Below are 22,328 nucleotides of genomic sequence, written 5' to 3'. Positions count from 1 at the left end.
GTGACGCGTGGAGCATAACCCGCCGGCACAGCCCTTGCCGCTATTGACTGAAAGCGCCTTCGGACAGATGGGTTTCGATGCTGATCTCGGTGGTGGTCATCAGCTTGTGGACCGGGCAACGGTCGGCCACGCGGTGCAGCTCATCGCGCTGGGCGTCGGTGAGCACACCCTTGAGTGTCAGTTTGACGTGCAGGGCATATTTACCCTTCTGCTCTTCGCTGTTGTCACGTTTGACTTCGACCGTGACACCGGTCAGCGGGATGTCTTTCTTCTTCGCGTACATCTTCAGGGTCACGGCCTTGCAGGCACCCAGCGCTGCGTCGAAGTAATCGTGTGGCTCGGGCGCCGAGCCTTCGCCGCCGGCGGATGTCGGTACGTCGGCAAAGAATTCGTGGTCATCGATCTGGACGCTGTGACGAAAACCTTCGGCGGAGACGGTGTTGACGGTGACAGTCATGGGAAACCTCGTAGGCAACAGGAAAAGTCATTCGATCAAAAAAGACCTTGAAGTTATAGAGCATTCCTACTGATGCACGTTCCACTTTCTTACAGACTGAACCCGGTTGCGGCTGTGGGCTTTGTCGTTTCGGCGACACGACCGGCTGGCTGTGCAAGTTGCGGGTGGCGCCATCCCGGCCTATGGTCCAAGCGAGACTTTGCCTGTGACTGGCGCGCGATCATTCGCCGCCGGTTGCTGTCCATCCAGTGCTAATTTGCGTAGCGAGGTGGCGACATGCCCACTGACTCCCGTCCCGCCGTACTCGAACTGATTGGCAATACGCCGCTGGTGCGCGTCAGCCGTTTCGATACTGGCCCGTGCACGCTGTTCCTCAAGCTCGAATCGCAGAACCCCGGCGGTTCGATCAAGGATCGCATCGGCCTGGCGATGATTGACGCCGCCGAGCGCGATGGCCGCCTGCGACCCGGTGGCACCATCGTCGAGGCCACCGCCGGCAACACCGGCCTCGGCCTGGCGCTGGTCGGCCGTGCCAAGGGTTACCGGGTGGTGTTGGTGGTGCCGGACAAGATGTCCACCGAGAAGGTCCTGCACCTCAAGGCGATGGGCGCCGAGGTGCACATCACTCGCTCCGACGTCGGCAAGGGGCATCCCGATTATTACCAGGACGTTGCTGCGCGGCTGGCGCAGGACATTCCCGATGCCTTCTTCGCCGATCAGTTCAACAACCCGGCCAACCCGCTGGCCCACGAATGCAGCACTGCGCCGGAGATCTGGGCGCAGACTCAGCATGATCTGGACGCCATCGTCGTCGGCGTCGGATCGGCCGGCACGCTGACCGGATTGACCCGCTTCTTTCGCCGCGTGCAACCGAACCTGGCCATGGTGCTCGCCGATCCGGTCGGCTCGGTGATGGCCGAATACAGCCGCAGCGGCACCCTCGGCACACCCGGTTCGTGGGCGGTGGAGGGCATCGGCGAGGACTTCATTCCGTCGATTGCCGACCTGTCCAGCGTGCGCCACGCCTATTCGATCAGCGACGAGGAAAGCTTCGATCATGCCCGCCAACTGCTGCGTGCGGAAGGCATTCTCGGCGGTTCCTCGACCGGCACTTTACTGGCGGCAGCATTGCGCTACTGCCGCGAGCAAACCGAGCCGAAGCGGGTCGTCAGCTTCGTCTGCGACACCGGCACCCGCTACTTGTCGAAGGTCTACAACGACCAGTGGATGAACGATCAGGGCCTGCTGCAGTACAAACATTACGGTGATCTGCGCGACCTGATCTCACGGCGCTTCGAGGATGGCCGGGTGATCAGCGTAGGCCCGGACGATACGCTGCTCACCGCTTTCCAGCGCATGCGCCTGGCTGATGTCTCGCAACTGCCGGTACTGGAGGGCGGACAGCGGTTGGTCGGTGTGATCGACGAGTCCGATATTCTGCTTGGCATGCAAGAAGATGCCTCGCACTTTCGCACGAGTGTGTCCAGCGCGATGACCGATAAGCTTCAAACCCTGCCTCCCGGCGCCAGTCTGGCTGAGCTGCGGGCGGAGCTCGACCGTGGGCTGGTGGCGATCATCGCCGACGCCTCGGGCTTCCACGGCTTGATTACTCGAGTCGACATGCTCATTCACTTACGGAGATCCCTTGCATGAGTCAATACGATGAAACCGCTGTGCCACGTGCCTTCGCCACCCGTGTGATCCATGCCGGGCAGACGCCCGACCCTTCAACCGGGGCGCTGATGCCGCCGATTTACGCCAACTCCACCTATTTGCAGCAGAGCCCCGGCGTGCACAAGGGCTTCGATTACGGGCGCTCGCACAACCCGACGCGCTTTGCGCTGGAGCGTTGCGTCGCGGACCTCGAAAGCGGCACCCAGGCCTTCGCGTTCGCCTCCGGGCTGGCGGCGATCTCCACGGTGCTCGAGCTGCTCGACGCGGGCTCGCACATCGTCTCCGGCAATGATTTGTACGGCGGCACCTTTCGACTGTTCGACAAGGTGCGCAAACGCAGCGCCGGGCATCGCTTCAGCTTTGTCGATCTGACTGACCTGGCGGGATTCGAAGCCTCACTGCAGCCCGACACGAAGATGGTTTGGGTCGAGACGCCAAGCAATCCCTTGCTGAGCCTGACGGACCTCGCCGCTGTCGCGCGCCTCTGTCGCGAGCGAGGCATCATCTGTGTGGCCGACAACACGTTTGCCAGCCCCTGGATACAGCGCCCGCTGGAGCTTGGCTTCGACATCGTGCTGCACTCGACCACCAAGTACCTGAACGGCCACTCCGATGTGATCGGCGGTATCGCGGTCGTCGGCAAAAACGCAGACCTGGCGGAGCGTCTGGGCTTCCTGCAGAACTCAGTAGGCGCTATCGCCGGGCCGTTCGACGCGTTCCTCACCCTGCGCGGCGTGAAGACCCTGGCGCTGCGCATGGAGCGCCACTGCAATAACGCGCTGGATCTGGCGCAATGGCTGGAGCGTCAGCCGCAGGTGGCGCGCGTCTATTATCCGGGCCTGCCGTCGCACCCACAGCACGAACTGGCGCAGCGGCAGATGCGCGGTTTCGGCGGGATGATTTCCCTCGATCTGAACAGCGACCTGGCGGGCGCCACGCGTTTCCTCGAGAGTGTACGGATCTTCGCCCTGGCCGAAAGCCTGGGTGGGGTGGAAAGCCTGATCGAGCACCCGGCGATCATGACCCACGCCAGCATCCCCGCAGACACTCGCGCGCAGCTCGGCATTGGCGATGCGCTGGTGCGTTTGTCAGTGGGGGTCGAGGACGTCGAAGACCTGCGCGCCGATTTGGCCCAGGCGCTGGCGCGGATTTGAATGACAGCGGGCTTAAAAAAATCCGGAATCCTCATCGGATTCCGGATTTTCGTGTCGCTCCGGATTAGCTGCCTTTGACAGCCTTGCCGTTGACCGTACCGTCCAGGAGCATGATGTTGTACTCCTTGCCGTCGGTTTCAACCTGTTGCAGACGAACCAGCAGGTAATCCCAGTCCTTGGCGAACCACAGGACGGTGATGCGCTTGCTTTGTGTCGGGTCGCGCACGCGCTCGACTTTGATCGCTTCGATCTGGCCAGCCTTGGTGTCGACTTTTTCCGAACCCAGCACGCGGAAGTCATAGGTATCGACTTCGCCATCGTCGACGACCTGATAGCTCATGCTTTTCTTGCCGGCGGCCACGTCGTGCTGCAGGGCCAACTGATAAGTGGATTTGTCGACCATGCCTCGGTTGAGCGGGATCTTGACCGCATCACCGCGATCGGTGCCGGTGACCATTTTGTTGGTCCAGTCGAAATCCAGGTCAGCTTTCTTGGCTTTGCCCAGACCGCCACGTTCGAAGTGGTAGGACTGCGGCAGCAGCGTGTCCTTGTCCAGGGTCAGAATGCTTTCTTCGGTCAGGCTGGCGATCATCATTGAGGCCTTGAAGCTAAGCTTCCAGGCGCCATTGGCTTGCTTGGTCAGGCTGCGTTCAGCGGTGCCACTCATGGGCAACTGCTTCCAGTCAGCGGTGTAGCTGGCGGAGAAAGGTTGAAGTTCTGCCGCCTGCGCAAAAGGCAGTGCGAGCAGAGCGCAAGCGAAGAGCAGGGCGCGACGCATAAAATCTCCTAGGTTCGAATCAAGTGGCCGCTGGCCGCGAGTAACTTTCCATCCAGTAAAGCACCTTGCTCGCCGAGTGATAAACGACCTTCGGCAAACCAGCGTACGGCCAGCGGGTAGATCAGGTGTTCCTGAGCGTGGACCCGCTGCGCCAGACTCTGCGGCGAATCGTGCAACTCTACCGGTATTACTGCCTGTACGACCAGTGGTCCGCCATCGAGTTCCTCGGTGACGAAGTGCACGGAGCAGCCGTGGTCCGTGTCGCCGGCTTCCAGCGCGCGCTGATGAGTGTGTAACCCTTTGTATTTGGGTAGCAGCGAGGGATGGATGTTGAGCAGGCGACCTTGGTAGTGGCGCACGAAATCAGCGCTGAGAATGCGCATGAAGCCGGCCAATACCACGAGTTTGGGGTTGAAAGCGTCGATCAATTCGATCATCGCGGCATCGAAGGCCTCGCGGCCTTCGAAAGCCTTGTGATCCAGGGTGCGGGTGTCGACACCCGCGTCCCTGGCGCGTTGCAGGCCGTAGGCGTCGGCGCGGTTGGAAATCACCGCAGCGATGCGGGCCGGGCTGTCACCGGTCCGCGTGCTGTCGATCAAGGCCTGCAAGTTACTGCCGGTGCCGGACAACAGCACCACCACATCACAGGTCTGGGACATCCGCTCTTGCATCAGTGTGCCTTGAGGTTCTTCAGTTCAACCTGAGCCGCGCCTTCGGCAGCGGTGGAAATCTGACCGATGACCCAAGGCTGCTCGCCGGCTTCACGCAGGACGTTCAGGGCAGTTTCAACGTGCTCTTGAGCGACGCAGATGACCATGCCGACGCCGCAGTTCAGCACGCGGTGCATTTCGTTTTCGTCAACGTTGCCTTTTTCTTGCAGCCAGTCGAACACGGCAGGACGGGTCCAGCTCGCGACGTCAACCACGGCTTGAGCGCCTTTTGGCAGAACGCGCGGGATGTTGTCCAGCAGGCCACCACCGGTGATGTGGGCCATGGCTTTGACGGCGCCGGTTTCCTTGATCAGCTTGAGCAGCGGCTTCACGTAGATACGGGTCGGGGCCATCAGCAGATCGGTCAGTGGCTTGCCGTCGAGCTGGATGTTTTCGATGTCGGCACCGGACACTTCGATGATTTTGCGGATCAGCGAGTAGCCGTTGGAGTGCGGGCCCGAAGACGGCAGGGCGAGCAGGGCATCGCCGGCAGCGACTTTCGAACCGTCGATGATTTCGGATTTTTCCACGACGCCGACGCAGAAGCCGGCCAGGTCGTAGTCTTCGCCTTCGTACATGCCCGGCATTTCAGCGGTTTCGCCGCCGACCAGGGAGCAACCGGACAGTTCGCAGCCAGCGCCAATGCCGGTCACGACCTGGGTCGCGGTTTCGACGTTGAGCTTGCCGGTAGCGTAGTAGTCGAGGAAGAACAGCGGCTCGGCGCCGCAGACCACCAGGTCGTTCACGCACATGGCAACCAGGTCGATGCCGATGGTGTCGTGCTTGTTCAGGTTCAGCGCCAGACGCAGCTTGGTGCCGACGCCGTCGGTGCCGGAAACCAGCACGGGCTGCTTGTAGCCGGCCGGGATTTCGCAGAGGGCGCCGAAACCGCCCAGGCCGCCCATGACTTCCGGGCGCGCAGTACGCTTGGCGACGCTCTTGATGCGTTCGACCAATGCTTCACCGGCGTCGATGTCTACACCGGCGTCCTTGTAGCTCAGGGAGGGTTGCTTGCTCATGATCCAGGCCTTTAGGGGGGATTCAGGGGTAACGACCGAGTCCAGTGGGACCACCGAAACTGACGAATGCGATTGCCATTCGCGAATTTCAGGGTGCCCGGCTGTTGCCGGTCTGCGAAGGCGCGCGATTTTATCAGGCTTGAGGGGCAGCGGCCATCCTCACGCCGACGGCAGGGGCATATCGGCTTAAAAAAACCTCTATTGCCCGTGTTGGTCACCTCCTTCATGGCTGTATAAGGTATCGCTATTAACCGTCTATCGTTATGACAGTGCAAAAACTTACCGGGGTCGGGTGAATGTTTTGCTTGGGGGCGTGGTCACAGCCTTGCTCAATCTGGTTCACGCGGCCTGTTCCAGCCGCTCTTGTCGTCAGGAATCCTCCATGCGTTTTTTTTCTGAATATTTGTTTGCGGGCTGTTTGTCTTTGGTCAGCCTGGCGAGTCATGCCGAGACCGTCAAAAATCTGTATCAGGTGCGTCAGCCTGTCAGTAGTCAAAGCCCAGAGGTGCGCGATCAGGCGACCCAGCAAGCGTTGGATACGTTGGTGTTGCGTCTGACCGGTGATCCCAAGGCTGCGCAAAGCCCGGGGTTGGCGGCACTGCGCAAGGACCCGCAGCAGATCATCAGTCAGTACGGCTTTGACGCTGGTCCACCGGAAGTGCTGAAGGTCGATTTCGACCCGGCCAGCACCGAGCAAGCGTTGCGCCGTGCCGGGCTGTCTCTGTGGGGGGCGAACCGGCCATCGATCCTCAGCTGGTGGTTGAACGATTCCGCTGAGGGTTCGAGTCTGGTGGGCGATGGCCAGGCCAGCGCTGCACCGCTGCGTCGAGCGGCGCAACACCGTGGTCTGCCGCTGCGCCTGCCGCTGGCCGATCTGAATGAACAAATTGTCGCCACTGCACCGAATCTGGAAGGTGCGGACGCGACGCCACTGCGCGGGGCATCGGAGCGTTACAACGCTGACGCGTTGCTCGCGGTACATGCCCGTGAAGAGGGCGGCCAGTGGCAGGCCAAGTGGCAGTTGTGGCTGGGCGACAAGAAGGAGGCGGGCAGTGTTCAGGGCGCGGATCAGGCTGCTGTGGCTGATGCGGTGATGCTGGCGGTCAGTCAACGGCTGGCGCCTCGGTTTGTGGTTAAGCCAGGTGCTTCGGGCGAACAATTGCTCGAAGTGCAGGGCATGAATCTGGAGCGTTACGCGGCGCTTGGGCGCTTGCTGGAGCCGTTTGGTGCGCGTCTGCAAAGTGTCGACGGCGACCGGATTCTCTATCGGGTCAATGGCAGCGCCGAACAGTTGAAGGCGCAATTGTCACTGGCGAAGTTGCAGGAGGTTCCGGCCGGTGAAGCGCCGGCGCCAGCCGCACCGGTTCAGCCGGCTGAGGGTTCGGCGCCAGTAGTAGCGCCCACTCCGGCACCTGTGCCGCAGTTGCGATTCCGTTGGTAACGGTTTTCTTTCTTTATATAGATGCATAGGGAGTTGTACATGGCCGATACGCGGCGTTGGTTCTGGTTGGGCGGGATAATCCTGCTCTGCGCGTTTGTCTGGCTGTTGCATCCGATCCTGACGCCGTTCCTGGTGGCGCTGCTGTTGGCTTATCTGTTCGATCCATTGGTGGATCGGCTGGAGAAGGCCGGGCTGTCTCGCACCTGGGGCGTGGTAGCGGTGTTTGCGCTGATTACCTTGATCTTCACGACGTTGCTGCTGGTGTTGGTGCCGATGCTCGCCAAGCAGCTGTTTCGCTTGTACGAACTGGCGCCGCAGATGCTCGATTGGTTGCAGAACACCGCGCTGCCGTGGGCGCAATCGAAGTTCGGGTTGTCGGATGGCTTCTGGAAATTCGACAAGCTCAAGGCTGCGATCAGCGAGCACATGGGCCAGACCACCGACATTGTCGGTGTGGTGCTGAGTCAGGCAACGGCTTCCGGCCTTGTATTGATTGGCTTGCTGGCGAATCTGGTGCTGATCCCGGTGGTGGCCTTCTATCTTCTGCGGGACTGGGACCTGATGATGGCCAAGGTCCGCAGCCTGCTGCCCCGTGATCGCGAAGAGCGCGTTGTGATCCTGGCGGGTGAATGCCATGAAGTGCTGGGTGCGTTCGTGCGCGGTCAGTTGCTGGTGATGGTGGCGTTGGGCGTCATCTACGCGGCGGGCCTGATGCTGGTGGGGCTGGAATTGGGGCTGTTGATCGGGTTGATTGCCGGTCTGGCGGCAATCGTGCCGTACATGGGGTTTGTCATCGGAATTGGCGCGGCCTTGATAGCCGGGTTGTTCCAGTTCGGTGGGGATCTGTATCCCATGATCGGTATCGTCGCGGTGTTCATGGTCGGGCAGGCGTTGGAAGGCATGGTGCTGACGCCATTGCTGGTGGGAGACCGGATTGGTCTGCACCCGGTGGCGGTGATCTTTGCGATTCTGGCAGGGGGTGAGCTGTTCGGTTTTACCGGTGTGCTGCTGGCGCTGCCGGTGGCGGCGGTGATCATGGTGTTGGTGCGCCACGTGCATGATTTGTATAAAGATTCTGGTATGTACAGCGGTGTTGATGAGCCCGAGCTTTAAGGGTAATGCTGTTCTTAAGCTCGATGTTTCCAGGCACACACATGCGTAGCGAGGGGGTGGATCAAGAGCAAAAGCGAGGCGGCCGACCTGGCTTTTGTTGATCGTGTGCATATCCGTTTCTGTGGTAATGGCCGCTATTGGTTTCGCTTTTTCAAGTGACCCGCTGTAAAAGCGGAACCATAAGCCGCCGTGACCGCAGAAACGGATATGTACCCCAACCTTAAATGAACAGCATAAGCTTTAAGGGGCTCTGATCACCCGTCGCGGCCAGCCTGGTTCATCGCCAGGTTGACCCGAATCCCTCGCGCGGCTGTCACATGCGCCGCCAAAGAAACTGTCATAAAACCAGTGTGTTAACGCAAACCTTTGATTTTGCTTGTGGTCTGTCGCATTGTGCGGCCAGCTTCACGGGTATAAACTTCGCAAACTTTACACAGAGGCCACTAACGGTTCCTTTGGAACTGTTCAGTCAGCATGAAACCGATTCAGCTGCCCCTAGGTGTGCGTCTGCGTGATGACGCTACCTTTATCAATTACTATCCAGGCGCCAATGCCGCTGCACTTGGCTATGTCGAGCGGCTATGCGAAGCCGACGCCGGCTGGACCGAAAGCCTGATTTATCTCTGGGGCAAGGACGGGGTAGGGCGTACGCACTTGTTGCAGGCGGCCTGCCTGCGCTTCGAACAACTGGGGGAGCCGGCGGTGTATTTGCCGTTGGCCGAGCTGCTTGATCGTGGCATTGCCATCCTCGACAACCTCGAACAGTACGAGCTGGTCTGCCTGGATGATTTGCAGGCGGTAGCCGGTCGAGCGGATTGGGAGGAGGCGCTGTTCCATCTGTTCAATCGTCTGCGTGACAGCGGTCGACGCCTGCTGATCGCCGCTTCGACATCCCCGCGCGAACTGCCGGTGAAGCTGGCGGACCTCAAATCCCGTCTGACGTTGGCGTTGATCTTTCAGATGCGTCCGCTCTCCGACGAAGACAAATTGCGTGCCTTGCAACTGCGCGCATCGCGTCGCGGTCTGCATTTGACCGATGAAGTCGGGCATTTCATTTTGACCCGCGGTACCCGCAGCATGAGCGCGCTTTTCGAGCTGCTTGAACGCCTCGATCAGGCCTCCCTTCAAGCTCAGCGCAAGCTGACGATCCCCTTTCTGAAAGAAACGTTAGGCTGGTAAAACCCAAGCCTGTCGCGGGTTGCGGCATATTTCAGGCGTCAAGAATTCCGCATTCCTACAGGGTTGCAGGCTGCGCGAACGTCTAAAACGGGCTTAAGCGCTTAGATGTAAACGAGAAACCGATAAGTCACATCAAGATCGATTGAATTTGCAAATGAGATTGATAGTGGGCATAGTCTCGCCTTCTTTAGAATCAGACACGGTCGTGCCCATGCTAAATCGCTTTGCACCCCTCGTGCCCCTCGCACTCGTCACCCTGTTGTTCGGTTGCGCTGCTCACTCTCCAGTGTCCCAGCAAGCGCAGCAACAGCAGGCTAAAAATTCTGTTTCTGCCCAATCTTCCGTTCTTTATCAGCAAGCGCTTGAACAGGAAGAGGCGGCCACCGAAAAAGAATTGGCAGACTTCGCCGGCGGCAAGTCGTACCAGCTTCCGGTTCTGGCCGACAGCATCCTCGAACGCGGCATGTCCCTGATCGGTACCCGTTACCGTTTCGGCGGCACCTCCGAAGCCGGCTTTGATTGCAGTGGCTTCATCGGTTACCTGTTTCGTGAAGAAGCCGGCCTGAACTTGCCACGCTCCACTCGCGAAATGATCAACGTGGACGCTCCGTTGGTTTCGCGCAGCAAACTGAAGCCTGGCGACTTGCTGTTTTTCGCCACCAATGGCCGTCGCGGCCGCGTCAGTCACGCCGGGATCTACCTGGGTGACAACCAGTTCATCCATTCCAGCAGCCGTCGCAGCGGTGGTGTCCGGATCGATAGCCTGGGCGACAGCTACTGGAGCAAGACCTTCATCGAAGCCAAGCGCGCACTGGCGATGGCGCCAACTGCAGCCCCGAGTATCGTCACGGCTCGCAAGTAAGCGGACTTTTTGTAAGGTGAACTTAAAGTCTTACTTGAAGTTTGCCGCGTAGCCGCTAGAATCCTGATCTATTATTGATGGCAAACCGCCTGCGTCCTGCGCAGGCGGTTTTCTTTTCTGTCCTCCCGGCAGAAAAAGCCGCAGCCAGATCAGGATGTTCTGCCTATGTCGACGTCGGCCCGCCTCGCAATCATGTTCTTCGCAGCGCTGCTCAGCGCCTGCGCCAGCCGTACACCGCCTCCTGCGCCGGTGGTTCGCGCGCCCATTGTTTTCGGTTCCTCCCAAGCATTCTCCCCTGAGGCAGAAGACGTGTTGTTCCGCGCGCTCGGCCTGGTGGGCACCCCGTACCGTTGGGGTGGCAACACGCCGGCTTCGGGTTTCGATTGCAGCGGGCTGATCGGTTACGTCTACCATGACGTCGCCGGCATTTCCCTGCCGCGTACCACCCGCGAGATGATCAGCATGCAGGCGGCCAGTGTGGGCAAGGAAGGTCTGCAAACTGGTGACCTGATCTTCTTCGCCACCAATGGCGGCTCCCAGGTCAGCCACGCCGGGATCTACGTCGGCGAAGGTCGCTTCGTCCATGCGCCCGCCACCGGCGGCACGGTGAAGCTCGACAGCTTGTCCAAAGCTTACTGGCAGAAAGCCTATCTGAGTGCCAAGCGCGTCTTGCAACCGGAGCACTTGGCACGCAACCCCTAAATGGCAGAGGTTGTCATGACCGCTCGCACACTCAATCTCGACGATTCCCTGTATCGATACCTGCTCGATGTTTCCCTGCGCGAAACGGCGCTGCTCAAGCGTCTGCGTGACGAAACCCAGGCGCTGTCCATGGCGCGCTGGCAAGTGGCGCCGGAGCAGGGTCAGTTTCTTGCGCTACTGGTGAAACTCACCGGCGCCAAGCGTCTGCTGGAGGTCGGCACCTTCACCGGTTACAGCGCCTTGTGCATGGCGGCTGCATTACCGGATGACGGCTCGCTGATCTGCTGCGACATTCCTGGCGACTACAATGCCACCGCACGCCGTTACTGGCAGGAGGCGGGGTTAACCGGACGAATAGACCTACGCTTGGCACCTGCGCTGGAAACCCTGGCTCAGCTGGATCAACAAGAGCCGTTCGACCTGATCTTCATTGATGCCGACAAAGCCAACTATCCACGCTATCTGGAGCACGCCCTGCGTCTGCTGCGTGTTGGCGGTCTGGCGGTGTTTGATAACACGCTGTGGAGCGGACGGGTGCTTGAGGACAATCCCGAGAGCGAAGACACCCGAGCCATCCAGGCACTCAATCGCGCCTTGAAAGATGACTCGCGTGTGGATCTGTCATTGTTGCCGTTGGGCGATGGATTGACCCTGTGCCGCAAGCGCTAAGCGCTTACTTGGCCGCCGACACGCGCCACACCTTGTTCCCCACGTCATCCGCCACCAACAAATCACCCTGCTGATCAATCACCACGCCTACCGGACGGCCCATGGCTTTTTCCTCGTCATTGAGGAAGCCGGTGAGCACATCAACCGGCTGCCCGACCGGTTTCCCTGCGCTGAACGGTACGAAAATCACTTTGTAGCCACTGTGCGGTTTACGATTCCACGAGCCATGCTGGCCGACGAATGCGCCTTCCTTGAATTGCGCCGGCAGCGTGTTGCCTTCAGCGAACGTCAGGCCCAGCGATGCGGTATGCGGGCCGACCGCGTAGTCCGGAGCAATGGCCTTGGCCACGAGGTCGGGGTTTTGCGGCTCGACGCGAATGTCGACGTGCTGGCCGTAATAACTGTAAGGCCAGCCGTAGAACCCGCCGTCTTTCACTGAAGTGATGTAGTCCGGCACCAGGTCGCTGCCGATTTCGTCGCGCTCGTTGACCGCCGTCCACAGTGCGCCGCTCCGAGGTTCCCAGGCCAGGCCGTTTGGATTACGAATTCCCGAGGCGAAGATCCGATGGTTGCCGGTGGTGCGATCCACTTCCCAGATCGCCGCGCGACCTTCTTCCTTGTCCATGCCGTTTTCGGCGACGTTGCTGTTGGAGCCCACCGTGACGTACAACTTGCTGCCGTCCTTGCTGGCGATGACGTTTTTGGTCCAGTGGTGATTGAGCGTACCGCCTGGCAGGTCGATCACCTTCATCGGCTGTGACTTGATCGCCGTCTCGCCGTTTTCATAGTGGAAGCGCAGCAAGCGGTCCGTATCGGCGACGTACAGGTCATTGCCGACCAGGGTCATGCCGAAGGGCGAGTTGAGCTTTTCCAAAAACACAGTGCGGGTTTCGGCAATGCCGTCGTGATCCTTGTCCCGCAGCAGCGTGATGCGGTTCGGGCTCGGTACTTTGGCGCCCGCACGGCCCATGACTTTGCCCATGACCCAGCCACGAATGCCTTTGCCGTCATCGGGTTTGGGCGGTGCATTGGTTTCGGCGACCAGCACGTCGCCGTTGGGCAACACGTAGAGCCAGCGCGGGTGATCGAGACCTTCAGCAAAGGCTGCCACTTGAGTTCCTGTCGCGGCGATGGGTTTCGCGCCGACCGGCCAGCCGATCGCCGGGGCGATGTTCACCGTCGGGATCAGGGTTTTGTTTGGTTCTGGCAGCTTGGGCGAGGGGCCGGTGCCGTCGGAGATTTGCAGCCTGGAGGTTTCACCACAGGCGGCAAGCCCTCCGGCGAGCACGATGACGAGAGCGAGCTGAGGCTTGCGCATGCTGATCTTCCCTATGAATGCATTGACCTAATCAATAGAGAAGCGCAGGTGCGCGATGGTTCAACCGTTCAGCCGCGGGCTTCCTTGAGCAGCACGGCAATGCCGGGGTGATAGTTGCCGGTTTCGTTGCGCAACTTGCGATAGGCGTAGGGGAAATACCAGGCCACCGCGCAGGTGTGTTCCTTTTGCAGGTCGTCGACCATGTCCTGGAGTTCTTCCGGGGTAGCGCTTTGTTGGGCCTTTTGTGGCGCAACGAACAGGCAGCCGAGTTTCAGGTCGCTGGCGTAGCTGATGCGCTTGGCGTCGCTGGTGATGTCCTGCAATGCTTGAGTCAGGTTCAGGCTGTTCACGCGTGGCCAGCGCTGGGTCGCCTGAAGGTAAGCGCGTTCTTCGCGGGTCGCGATAAACAGATCGGCGCGGCCATTGCGTTCGCCTTCTTCGGTCTGTTTACGGGTCGGTGTTTGCTGCAGCGTCACCATTTCCGCCATCCACGCAGCGGCGGACAGCAGGCTCAGGTTGGCTTTTTCGTCGAACCAGTAAGGCGTGTCGTTATCGCCGCGCACGGCGTTGTAGCGGTCGATACAGTCAAACCAGCGTTCCAGCACCGGGCGCAGGAATTCCAGCTTCGGATTGCTGATGATCATGCCTTGCATGTGGCTCACCTTTGTTATTGTGTTGTGAGAGTGTGGCTCTTTGATATCACTGCTGGAAGTGTGGCACAAGATTGGCGTCAGATAATTGATCGACGGCAGTTATTCGCTCGCAGGCCACCCGTCTTCAATTGACGCTCCATCCCCAACCCTCTAACCTTCGCGGCTTGTTTCAGGTGCTCTGTGACTGCGGTCGACAGAGTGAAACAGGGAAGCCGGTGAGTGAATCTCTTCAAGTGAAGAATGATCACGATCCCGGCGCTGCCCCCGCAACGGTAAATAAGTGAAGGCTGCGCCTTGAGCCACTGTGTCGACTGTCGACATGGGAAGGCGCGCAGTCAGGCGAATCGCCGCTCATGAGCCCGGAGACCGGCCTGATCCATCCAGCGGCATCACGGTGGGCGATGCCAGGCTTTTTGCCGTCTATTCTTGTGCCTGCCCGCCGTTATCCAGCCTCAACGGAGAGCTCCCCCATGACTGATACCCCCGATCGTGACGAACGTCATCTGGCGCGTATGCTGCGCAAAAAAGCCGTGATCGACGAACGCATCGCCAACTCCCCGAATGAATGCGGCCTGCTGCTGGTGCTGACCGGCAACGGCAAAGGCAAAAGCAGTTCGGCCTTCGGCATGCTCGCCCGTTCCATGGGCCACGGCATGCAGTGTGGCGTGGTGCAGTTCATCAAGGGGCGTAACAGCACCGGCGAAGAACTGTTCTTCCGGCGCTTCCCGGAACAGGTGCGTTTTCATGTGATGGGCGAGGGCTTCACCTGGGAAACCCAGGATCGCCAGCGTGACATCGCCGCCGCGGAAGCTGCATGGGCGGTGTCCCGTGAACTGCTGCGTGATCCGTCGATTGGCCTGGTGCTGCTGGATGAGTTGAACATTGCGCTCAAGCACGGTTATCTGGATCTCGATCAGGTGCTCAGCGATTTGCAGGCGCGTCCGCCGATGCAACATGTGGTGGTTACCGGTCGCGGCGCCAAGCCGGAGATGATCGAACTGGCCGACACGGTCACCGAAATGGGCGTGATCAAACATGCGTTCCAGGCCGGGATCAAAGCGCAAAAAGGCGTCGAGCTGTGAATACTACTTTATGAAAATCAGTCGTCACTGCCCGGCGGTGCTGATCGCCGCGCCGGCCTCCGGTCAGGGCAAGACCACCGTCACCGCCGCGCTGGCCCGTTTGCATCGCAATCAGGGGCGCAAGGTTCGCGTGTTCAAGTGCGGCCCGGACTTTCTCGACCCGATGATTCTCGAGCGCGCCAGCGGTGCGCCGGTGTATCAACTGGACATGTGGATGGTCGGCGAGCAGGAAAGTCGTCGTCTGTTGTGGGAAGCCGCCGGCGAAGCCGATCTGATCCTCATCGAAGGCGTCATGGGGCTATTTGACGGTACGCCGTCCAGCGCTGATCTGGCGCGGCATTTCGGTGTGCCGGTGCTGGGTGTGATCGACGGCACCGCCATGGCCCAGACCTTCGGCGCACTGGCGTTGGGGTTGGCGCGCTATCAGCCGGATTTACCGTTTGCCGGTGTGCTGGCCAACCGCGTCGGCACCCTGCGTCACGCGCAATTACTGGAAGGCAGCCTCACTGAAGGTTTGCGCTGGTACGGCGCCTTGTCCCGGGAAACCGGGATCGAATTGCCGAGTCGTCATTTGGGTCTGGTTCAGGCCAGTGAGTTGAACGATCTCGATCTGCGCCTCGATGCGGCCGCCGATGCGTTGGCCAGCAGCTGTGAGGTCGAGCTGCCACCGGCCGTCGAATTCGCCGCCCCGGATGTGCTCGAAGCCGAGCCGTTGCTGACGGGTTTGCGAATTGCCGTGGCCCGTGACGAAGCGTTTGCCTTCACCTACGGCGCAAGCCTGGATCTGCTGCGCGCCATGGGCGCTCAATTGCTGTTTTTCTCGCCGATCCGTGACGCGCAATTGCCGGAAGCGGACAGCCTCTATCTGCCTGGCGGTTATCCCGAATTGCACCATGTGGCGCTGTCACAGAACACCACAATGCTGAGCGCAATCCGAGCTCACCATGCGGCGGGTAAACCGTTGTTGGCCGAATGTGGCGGCATGCTTTATTTGCTTGATTCGTTGACCGATGTCGAGGGCACTCGCGCGGAATTAGTCGGCCTGCTGGCAGGGGACGCGGTGATGCAAAAGCGTCTGGCTGCGTTGGCGTTGCAGGCGGTCGAGTTGCCCGAAGGCTTATTACGCGGCCACACCTATCACCACTCGTTGACCAGCACCGAGTTGGAGCCGATTGCCCGGGGCTTGAGCCCTAACGGCGGGCGCGGGGCGGAGGCGGTTTATCGTCAGGGGCGGATGACCGCCTCTTATGTGCACTTCTATTTCCCGTCCAATCCATCGGCGGTTGCCGCGCTATTTGCGCCTGACCAGAACCCTGTGGGAGCGGGCTTGCTCGCGAAGAGGCCATGACCGACAACGCCTTCTCCGAAGCCGAACGCGCGGCGGTCTACCGAGCCATCGGCGAACGCCGCGACATGCGCCATTTCAGCGGCGGCACCGTCGAGCCGCAATTACTGCGGCGCCTGCTCGAAGCGGCGCATCAGGCACCGAGTGTCGGCCTGATGCAGCCCTGGCGGTTCATCCGCATCAGCGATCGAGCCCTGCGCGGCAAGATTCAGTTACTGGTGGAAGAAGAACGCATCCGCACCGCCGAAGCCCTCGGCGAGCGCACCGACGAATTCATGAAGCTGAAAGTCGAAGGCATCAACGACTGCGCCGAGGTGCTGGTCGCCGCGCTGATGGACGATCGCGAGCGCCATATCTTCGGCCGTCGCACCTTGCCGGAAATGGACATGGCCTCGTTGTCCTGCGCGATCCAGAACCTCTGGCTGGCCTCCCGCGCCGAAGGGCTGGGCATGGGCTGGGTGTCGCTGTTCGAGCCGCAAGCCCTGGCGGACCTGCTGGGTTTGCCCGCCGGAGCCAAGCCGTTGGCTGTTCTTTGTCTCGGCCCGGTCAAGGAATTTTATCCGGCGCCGATGCTGGTACTCGAAGGCTGGGCGCAGGGGCGTCCGCTCAGTGAGCTGCTGTACGAAAACTATTGGGGAGTAAGTCAATGAGTGTGGCGTTGTTGAGTGTCGCCGCGGTTGCGCTGGATGCGCTGCTGGGTGAACCCAAACGCTGGCATCCGCTGGTGGCGTTCGGCCGTTTTGCCGATCGCATCGAGCAACGTTTCAACTCCGGCGGTCGCGGCTGGCGCAGTCATGGCGTCACCGCATGGGTGATCGCGGTGTTGCCGCTGACGTTGCTGGCCACGGCGTTTTCCTGGGCGCCCTATGTCGGCTGGATCGTCGAAATTCTCGCGCTCTATTGCGCCCTCGGCCTGCGCAGCCTCGGTGAACACGTCGAACCGGTGGCCAAAGCCCTGCGCAGCGATGATCTGGACGAGGCGCGCAAACGCGTGGGTTATCTGGTCAGTCGCCAGACCACCGAACTGGATAAAACCGAAGTCGCCCGGGCCGCCACCGAATCGGTGCTGGAGAACGGCAGTGACGCGGTGTTTGCCGCGTTGTTCTGGTTTGCCGTGGCGGGTGCGCCCGGTGTGGTGCTCTACCGTTTGAGCAACACGCTGGATGCGATGTGGGGTTACCGCAACGAACGCTTCGAACGTTTCGGCTGGGCCGCGGCAAAGATCGACGACGTCCTCAACTACATTCCCGCGCGTCTGGTGGCATTGACCTACGCGTTGCTGGGCAAAACTCGACTGGCGTTGAGATGCTGGCGTACCCAAGGCCCGACCTGGGACAGCCCGAATGCCGGCCCAGTGATGGCGGCGGGTGCCGGTGCGCTCGGCGTCGAGTTGGGCGGGGCGGCGATTTATCACGGTGAATTGCATCAGCGTCCACAACTGGGCGAAGGCGTGCCGGCGGACGCCGACTCCATCGACCGTGGCTGGCAATTGGTCCAGCGCGGGGTATGGTTATGGTTGCTGATCCTCTGCGTGGGGGCTGAATTCTATGCTTGAGCACGGTGGTCGGTTACGCAAGGCGGCGCTCGACTACGGCATCGCCGAAGCCGATTGGCTCGACCTGTCCAGCGGCCTCGCACCCTGGCCGTTTCCGGTGCCGGAGATCCCGTTGCGGGCCTGGGCGCGTTTGCCGGAAACCGATGGCGGTCTGGAGCAGGCGGCCTGTGATTATTACGGTGCCGCTCAGGTGTTACCCGTGGCCGGTTCGCAAATGGCGATCCAGTTGCTGCCGCGTTTGCGCCGAGCGGGCAAGGTCGGCGTGCTCTCGCCGTGTTACGCCGAACACGCCGAAGCGTGGCGACGCAATGGCTACATCGTGCGTGAAGTGCTGGAGCAGGAAGTCGACTTCTACCTCGACAGCCTCGACGTGCTGGTGGTGGTCAATCCGAACAATCCTACGGGCCTGAGCCTGACACCGAGTCGGCTGCTGGACTGGCACTCGCGGCTGGCCCAGCGCGGTGGCTGGCTGGTGGTGGACGAGGCGTTCATGGACAACACGCCGCCGCTGAGCCTGGCACCTTTTGCCCATCAGGTCGGGTTGATCGTGTTGCGTTCCTTCGGCAAGTTTTTCGGTCTGGCCGGTGTGCGCCTGGGTTTCGTGCTGGCGGAGCGCAAGTTGCTCAAATTGCTGGCCGAGCAAGTGGGACCGTGGGCGGTCAGCGGGCCGACGCGGGTGCTGGGTCAAGCCTGTCTGCTGGATACCGAAGGGCATGCCCGGCAACGGGTTCGCGCTGATGAAGCCAGTGAACGTCTGGCGCTGCTGCTTGAACACCACGGCTTCAAACCCCAGGGCGGCTGCGCCTTGTTTCAATGGCTGATCACCGAATGCGCCGAAGCCCTGTATGAGTTCATGGCTCGGCGCGGCATTCTGTTGCGGTTGTTCACGCACAACAGCAGCCTGCGTTTCGGCCTGCCCGCCGATGAAACCGACTGGACACGTCTCGCTCAAGCGTTCGAAGCCTACGCTAGGGAAACCCAATGACTACGTTGAAGGTGCAAGGCGCCACATTAATGGTGCAAGGCACCACGTCCGACGCCGGTAAAAGCACGCTGGTGACGGCGTTGTGCCGCTGGGTCACGCGTCAGGGCGTGAGCGTGGTGCCGTTCAAACCGCAGAACATGGCGCTCAACAGTGCCGTGACCGCCGACGGTGGCGAGATCGGTCGCGCGCAAGCGGTGCAGGCTCAGGCGGCCAACCTTGAGCCGCACACCGACATGAATCCGGTGCTGCTCAAACCCAACAGCGATACCGGCGCCCAAGTGATCATCCATGGTCGTGCGGTCACGACAATGAACGCCGTTGCCTATCACGACTACAAAACCATCGCCATGCAAGCGGTGCTGGCCTCCCATGAACGGCTGAGCGCGGCGTATCCGGTGGTCATGGTCGAAGGCGCGGGCTCGCCGGCCGAGATCAATCTGCGCGCGGGCGACATCGCCAACATGGGCTTTGCCGAGGCGGTGGATTGCCCGGTGGTGCTGATCGCCGACATCAATCGCGGCGGGGTTTTCGCCCATCTGGTGGGCACCCTGGAACTGTTGTCGCCCAGCGAGCAGGCGCGGGTCAAAGGTTTCATCATCAACCGTTTTCGCGGCGACATTGCGTTGCTGCAACCGGGTCTCGACTGGCTGGAAGCGCGCACCGGCAAACCGGTGATCGGCGTTCTGCCTTACGTGATGGACCTGCACCTGGAAGCCGAGGACGGCATCGACCAGCGCCAGACCGACAAGGCCGACCAGGTGCTGAAAGTGCTGGTGCCGGTACTGCCGCGCATCAGCAACCACACCGACTTTGATCCGCTGCGCTTGCACCCGCAGGTGGATCTGCAATTCATCGGCCCCGGCCAGGCGATTCCACCGGCCGACCTGATGATTCTCCCTGGCTCTAAAAGCGTGCGCAGCGACCTCGCGTATCTGCGGGCCAATGGCTGGGACACGGCGATCAGTCGTCATCTGCGTTATGGCGGCAAAGTGCTGGGCATTTGCGGTGGTCTGCAAATGCTCGGTGAACAGGTACACGATCCGCTGGGCCTCGAAGGCGCACCGGGTTCCAGCGCCGGTCTGGGTTTGCTGGCGTTCGAAACCCAGCTAGAAGAAGAGAAGCAACTGCGCAATGTGCGCGGGCGTCTGGTGCTGGAAGACGCGCCGGTCAGCGGCTATGAAATTCATGCCGGCGTGACCACCGGGCCGGCGTTGGAAAACGCCGCGGTGCAACTGGACGACGGTCGCTGCGACGGTGCGCAAAGCGAGGACGGGCAGATTTTCGGCACCTATCTGCATGGGCTGTTTGAATCGCCTGCAGCGTGCAGTGCGCTGTTGCGCTGGGCAGGTTTGCAGGCGGTGCAGGACGTGGATTATCACGCGTTGCGTGAGCGCGATATCGAGCGGCTGGCGGATCTGGTGGAGAAGCATCTGGATACCGGGTTGTTGCGTGAGCTCTGTGGGTTTTAAAGAAGGGTTATCAGCATGCTGCAACTGATCCTCGGCGGCGCCCGTTCCGGCAAAAGTCGCCTGGCCGAAAAACTCGCCTCCGACAGCGCTCTGGCCGTGACTTACATCGCCACCAGTCAACCGCTCGACGGTGAAATGAACGAGCGGGTCGCCCATCACCGCGCCCGTCGTCCGGCCGAATGGGCGTTGATCGAAGAGCCCGTGGCGCTCGCCCGCGTCCTGCGCGAAACCGCCAGCACCGATCGGTGCCTGCTGGTGGATTGCCTGACGTTGTGGATGACTAATCTGCTGATGCTCGACGACACCGAGCGTCTGTCGGCCGAACGTGATGCGTTGCTGGACTGCCTGGCGTCGCTGCCGGGTGAAATCATTTTTGTCAGCAACGAGACCGGCATGGGTGTCGTGCCGCTGGGCGAATTGACCCGCCGCTATGTCGATGAAGCCGGTTGGCTGCATCAAGCGTTGGCCGAGCGCTGTGAGCGAGTTGTCCTGACCGTCGCCGGCCTGCCCCTGACTTTGAAAGGAACTAAGTGATGACTCAATCCTGGTGGCTGAACCCCTGCAAGCCGATCGATGTTCAAGCGGTCGAGCAGGCGCAGGCCCGTCAACAGCAACTGACCAAGCCTGCCGGCTCCCTCGGTCGGCTTGAGTCGGTGGCCGTGCAATTGGCCGGGTTACAGGGGCAGGTCAAGCCGAGACTGGATCAGCTGTGGATCGCGATTTTTGCCGGTGATCATGGCGTGGTTGCTGAAGGGGTGTCGGCATTTCCTCAGGAAGTCACCGGGCAGATGCTGCACAACTTTGTCAGCGGTGGGGCGGCGATCAGCGTGTTGGCGCGGCAACTCGGGGCCTCCCTGGAAGTGGTCGACCTCGGCACGATTACGCCGTCGTTGAATTTGCCGGGTGTGCGTCACTTGAACATCGGCCCGGGCACAGCGAATTTCGTCGAAGGGTCGGCCATGACGCCGGCTCAAGGCGAACTCGCTTTGCAGGCCGGCCGCGACAGCGTGCAGCGTGCCATCGCGGCGGGTGCGCAGTTGTTTATCGGTGGCGAGATGGGCATCGGCAATACCACCGCGGCCAGCGCGTTGGCCTGTGCCTTGCTCGATTGCCCGGTGGTGCATCTGGCCGGGCCGGGCACGGGTTTGAACGCGGCGGGTGTCAGTCATAAAGTCCAGGTTATCGAGCGCGCTTTGGCACTGCACAGCGCTCAGCGTGGCGATGCGCTGCGAACCCTGTTCAACCTCGGCGGTTTTGAAATCGCTGCGCTGGTCGGCGCGTATCTGGCGTGTGCCCAGGAAGGCGTCGCGGTGCTGGTGGACGGTTTCATTTGCAGCGTCGCGGCATTGGTGGCGGTGCGATTGAATCCTGAATGCCGTCAGTGGCTGTTGTTTGGTCATCGCGGCGCCGAGCCGGGTCATCGTCATGTACTGGAAACCCTGAATGCCGAACCGCTGCTGGACCTCGGCCTGCGTCTGGGCGAGGGCAGTGGCGCTGCGTTGGCCGTGCCGTTGCTGCGTCTGGCGTGCGACCTTCACGGGCAGATGGCGACCTTCGCCGAGGCCGCCGTGGCGGACCGTCCGGCATGACCTTGCGCCTGGACCTGTTGCGCCACGGCGAAACCGAACTCGGCGGCGGCTTGCGCGGCAGCCTCGACGATGCGCTGACCGACAAGGGCTGGGCGCAGATGCGCGCAGCGGTGATCGAGCAGGGGCCATGGGATCGTTTGGTCAGCTCGCCGTTGCAGCGTTGTGCGCGATTTGCACAAGAACTCGGCGCGCAACTGGGTTTGCCAGTGCAGTTGGATAAAGACGTGCAGGAGCTGCACTTCGGCGCCTGGGAAGGGCAGAGCGCCGCGGCGCTGATGGACACCGATGCCGAGGCGTTGGGATCGTTCTGGGCCGACCCTTATGCGTTTACGCCACCTCAAGGTGAGCGGGTCGTGGATTTTTCGACGCGAGTGTTGGCGGCCGTTGAGCGTTTGCATGCCGCCTACGCCGGCGAGCGGGTGTTGCTGATCAGTCACGGCGGGGTCATGCGTTTGTTGCTGGCGCAGGCGCGGGGTTTGCCTCGTGAGCAGTTGCTCAACGTCGAAGTCGGGCATGGTGCGTTGTTTTCGCTGTCGGTCGAATCCGGCGTGTTGTTAAGGGAAGCGACCTGACC

The 22,328-nt window shown here is 61.2% G+C and carries 23 protein-coding genes and 1 riboswitch; of the genes, 17 read left to right on the top strand and 6 right to left on the bottom strand.

All coding sequences use genetic code 11. The features are described 5' to 3' along the window. Positions 1–40: 40 nt before the first annotated feature. Positions 41–457 carry an OsmC family protein gene (locus tag ACYZT3_RS19970; protein WP_282377563.1) on the bottom strand — a complete coding sequence of 139 codons (417 nt, stop codon included), beginning with the start codon at positions 455–457 and terminating at the stop codon, positions 41–43. Positions 458–733: 276 nt separating this feature from the next. On the opposite strand from ACYZT3_RS19970, the gene ACYZT3_RS19965 reads away from it, so the two are divergent. Together ACYZT3_RS19965 and ACYZT3_RS19960 are read left to right on the top strand one after the other, a co-directional pair. Beyond that, the gene (locus tag ACYZT3_RS19965) at positions 734–2,110 is read left to right on the top strand and encodes a cystathionine beta-synthase (RefSeq protein WP_282377564.1); all 1,377 of its coding nucleotides are present in this window, start codon (positions 734–736) and stop codon (positions 2,108–2,110) included. Beyond that, positions 2,107–3,285: a cystathionine gamma-synthase gene (locus ACYZT3_RS19960; protein ID WP_282377565.1), complete on the top strand. Its 1,179-nt coding sequence runs from the start codon at positions 2,107–2,109 to the stop codon at positions 3,283–3,285. Before ACYZT3_RS19965 ends, ACYZT3_RS19960 begins: the two co-directional genes overlap by 4 nt. A 64-nt stretch (positions 3,286–3,349) precedes the next feature. Here ACYZT3_RS19960 and ACYZT3_RS19955 read toward each other — a convergent pair whose 3' ends face one another. The 3 genes from ACYZT3_RS19955 to purM are packed head-to-tail and all read right to left on the bottom strand — an operon-like array spanning position 3,350 to position 5,792. Then, a complete protein-coding gene (locus tag ACYZT3_RS19955; RefSeq protein WP_282377566.1) occupies positions 3,350–4,063 on the bottom strand; it encodes a DUF3108 domain-containing protein in 714 nt (237 codons plus the stop codon). A gap of 8 nt (positions 4,064–4,071) precedes the next feature. Beyond that, the gene (gene purN / locus ACYZT3_RS19950) at positions 4,072–4,722 is read right to left on the bottom strand and encodes a phosphoribosylglycinamide formyltransferase (protein WP_462030554.1); all 651 of its coding nucleotides are present in this window, start codon (positions 4,720–4,722) and stop codon (positions 4,072–4,074) included. An 11-nt stretch (positions 4,723–4,733) separates the two neighbouring features. After that, on the bottom strand, positions 4,734–5,792 hold the full coding sequence (purM, locus tag ACYZT3_RS19945) for a phosphoribosylformylglycinamidine cyclo-ligase (RefSeq protein WP_462030553.1): 1,059 nt from the start codon (positions 5,790–5,792) through the stop codon (positions 4,734–4,736). 382 nt (positions 5,793–6,174) lie between these two features. Here purM and ACYZT3_RS19940 point away from each other — a divergent pair, with 382 nt between their 5' ends. The 6 genes from ACYZT3_RS19940 (at position 6,175) to ACYZT3_RS19915 (ending at position 11,758) form a co-directional block, all read left to right on the top strand. Continuing rightward, positions 6,175–7,233: a DUF2066 domain-containing protein gene (locus ACYZT3_RS19940; RefSeq protein WP_282377569.1), complete on the top strand. Its 1,059-nt coding sequence runs from the start codon at positions 6,175–6,177 to the stop codon at positions 7,231–7,233. A gap of 39 nt (positions 7,234–7,272) precedes the next feature. Next, positions 7,273–8,346: an AI-2E family transporter gene (locus ACYZT3_RS19935; RefSeq protein ID WP_282377570.1), complete on the top strand. Its 1,074-nt coding sequence runs from the start codon at positions 7,273–7,275 to the stop codon at positions 8,344–8,346. A gap of 474 nt (positions 8,347–8,820) precedes the next feature. Further along, positions 8,821–9,525, top strand: a complete 705-nt coding sequence (hda, locus tag ACYZT3_RS19930; protein WP_008148645.1) for a DnaA regulatory inactivator Hda — start codon at positions 8,821–8,823, stop codon at positions 9,523–9,525. Positions 9,526–9,736: 211 nt separating this feature from the next. After that, positions 9,737–10,387, top strand: coding sequence for a C40 family peptidase (locus ACYZT3_RS19925; protein WP_462030552.1), 651 nt, complete (start codon positions 9,737–9,739; stop codon positions 10,385–10,387). Positions 10,388–10,552: 165 nt separating this feature from the next. Continuing rightward, positions 10,553–11,089 (top strand): C40 family peptidase, encoded by a 537-nt coding sequence (locus tag ACYZT3_RS19920; protein ID WP_282377572.1) that lies wholly within the window; start codon positions 10,553–10,555, stop codon positions 11,087–11,089. A 15-nt stretch (positions 11,090–11,104) separates the two neighbouring features. Further along, positions 11,105–11,758: an O-methyltransferase gene (locus ACYZT3_RS19915; RefSeq protein WP_282377573.1), complete on the top strand. Its 654-nt coding sequence runs from the start codon at positions 11,105–11,107 to the stop codon at positions 11,756–11,758. A gap of 4 nt (positions 11,759–11,762) precedes the next feature. Here ACYZT3_RS19915 and ACYZT3_RS19910 read toward each other — a convergent pair whose 3' ends face one another. Continuing rightward, positions 11,763–13,076 carry a PQQ-dependent sugar dehydrogenase gene (locus ACYZT3_RS19910; RefSeq protein ID WP_282377574.1) on the bottom strand — a complete coding sequence of 438 codons (1,314 nt, stop codon included), beginning with the start codon at positions 13,074–13,076 and terminating at the stop codon, positions 11,763–11,765. Between the two features lie 68 nt (positions 13,077–13,144). Beyond that, on the bottom strand, positions 13,145–13,729 hold the full coding sequence (locus ACYZT3_RS19905; RefSeq protein ID WP_282377575.1) for a hypothetical protein: 585 nt from the start codon (positions 13,727–13,729) through the stop codon (positions 13,145–13,147). Between the two features lie 154 nt (positions 13,730–13,883). Beyond that, positions 13,884–14,118, top strand: a riboswitch (cobalamin riboswitch). A gap of 81 nt (positions 14,119–14,199) precedes the next feature. Between ACYZT3_RS19905 and cobO the strand changes: the two genes are divergently transcribed. The 9 genes from cobO to cobC are packed head-to-tail and all read left to right on the top strand — an operon-like array spanning position 14,200 to position 22,326. Next, the gene (gene cobO / locus ACYZT3_RS19900; RefSeq protein ID WP_462030551.1) at positions 14,200–14,811 is read left to right on the top strand and encodes a cob(I)yrinic acid a,c-diamide adenosyltransferase; all 612 of its coding nucleotides are present in this window, start codon (positions 14,200–14,202) and stop codon (positions 14,809–14,811) included. A gap of 10 nt (positions 14,812–14,821) precedes the next feature. Beyond that, positions 14,822–16,159 (top strand): cobyrinate a,c-diamide synthase, encoded by a 1,338-nt coding sequence (locus tag ACYZT3_RS19895; protein ID WP_462030550.1) that lies wholly within the window; start codon positions 14,822–14,824, stop codon positions 16,157–16,159. After that, positions 16,156–16,806 (top strand): 5,6-dimethylbenzimidazole synthase, encoded by a 651-nt coding sequence (bluB, locus tag ACYZT3_RS19890; RefSeq protein WP_462030549.1) that lies wholly within the window; start codon positions 16,156–16,158, stop codon positions 16,804–16,806. The genes ACYZT3_RS19895 and bluB overlap by 4 nt, the downstream gene beginning before the upstream one ends. After that, positions 16,803–17,711 (top strand): adenosylcobinamide-phosphate synthase CbiB, encoded by a 909-nt coding sequence (gene cbiB / locus ACYZT3_RS19885; RefSeq protein ID WP_462030548.1) that lies wholly within the window; start codon positions 16,803–16,805, stop codon positions 17,709–17,711. Before bluB ends, cbiB begins: the two co-directional genes overlap by 4 nt. Beyond that, on the top strand, positions 17,704–18,696 hold the full coding sequence (cobD, locus tag ACYZT3_RS19880; protein ID WP_462030547.1) for a threonine-phosphate decarboxylase CobD: 993 nt from the start codon (positions 17,704–17,706) through the stop codon (positions 18,694–18,696). Before cbiB ends, cobD begins: the two co-directional genes overlap by 8 nt. After that, positions 18,693–20,165, top strand: a complete 1,473-nt coding sequence (locus ACYZT3_RS19875) for a cobyric acid synthase (protein ID WP_462030546.1) — start codon at positions 18,693–18,695, stop codon at positions 20,163–20,165. Before cobD ends, ACYZT3_RS19875 begins: the two co-directional genes overlap by 4 nt. Positions 20,166–20,180: 15 nt before the next feature. After that, positions 20,181–20,699, top strand: a complete 519-nt coding sequence (gene cobU, locus ACYZT3_RS19870) for a bifunctional adenosylcobinamide kinase/adenosylcobinamide-phosphate guanylyltransferase (RefSeq protein ID WP_462030545.1) — start codon at positions 20,181–20,183, stop codon at positions 20,697–20,699. Then, the gene (gene cobT / locus ACYZT3_RS19865; RefSeq protein WP_462030544.1) at positions 20,699–21,754 is read left to right on the top strand and encodes a nicotinate-nucleotide--dimethylbenzimidazole phosphoribosyltransferase; all 1,056 of its coding nucleotides are present in this window, start codon (positions 20,699–20,701) and stop codon (positions 21,752–21,754) included. The genes cobU and cobT overlap by 1 nt, the downstream gene beginning before the upstream one ends. Then, on the top strand, positions 21,751–22,326 hold the full coding sequence (cobC, locus tag ACYZT3_RS19860; RefSeq protein ID WP_462030543.1) for an alpha-ribazole phosphatase family protein: 576 nt from the start codon (positions 21,751–21,753) through the stop codon (positions 22,324–22,326). The genes cobT and cobC overlap by 4 nt, the downstream gene beginning before the upstream one ends. Positions 22,327–22,328: the final 2 nt, after the last annotated feature.

It is taken from the genome of Pseudomonas sp. MDT1-16 (assembly GCF_054898115.1).
The sequence above is the reverse complement of the archived record's forward strand: the minus strand, read 5'-3'. Positions and strand labels throughout refer to the sequence as shown.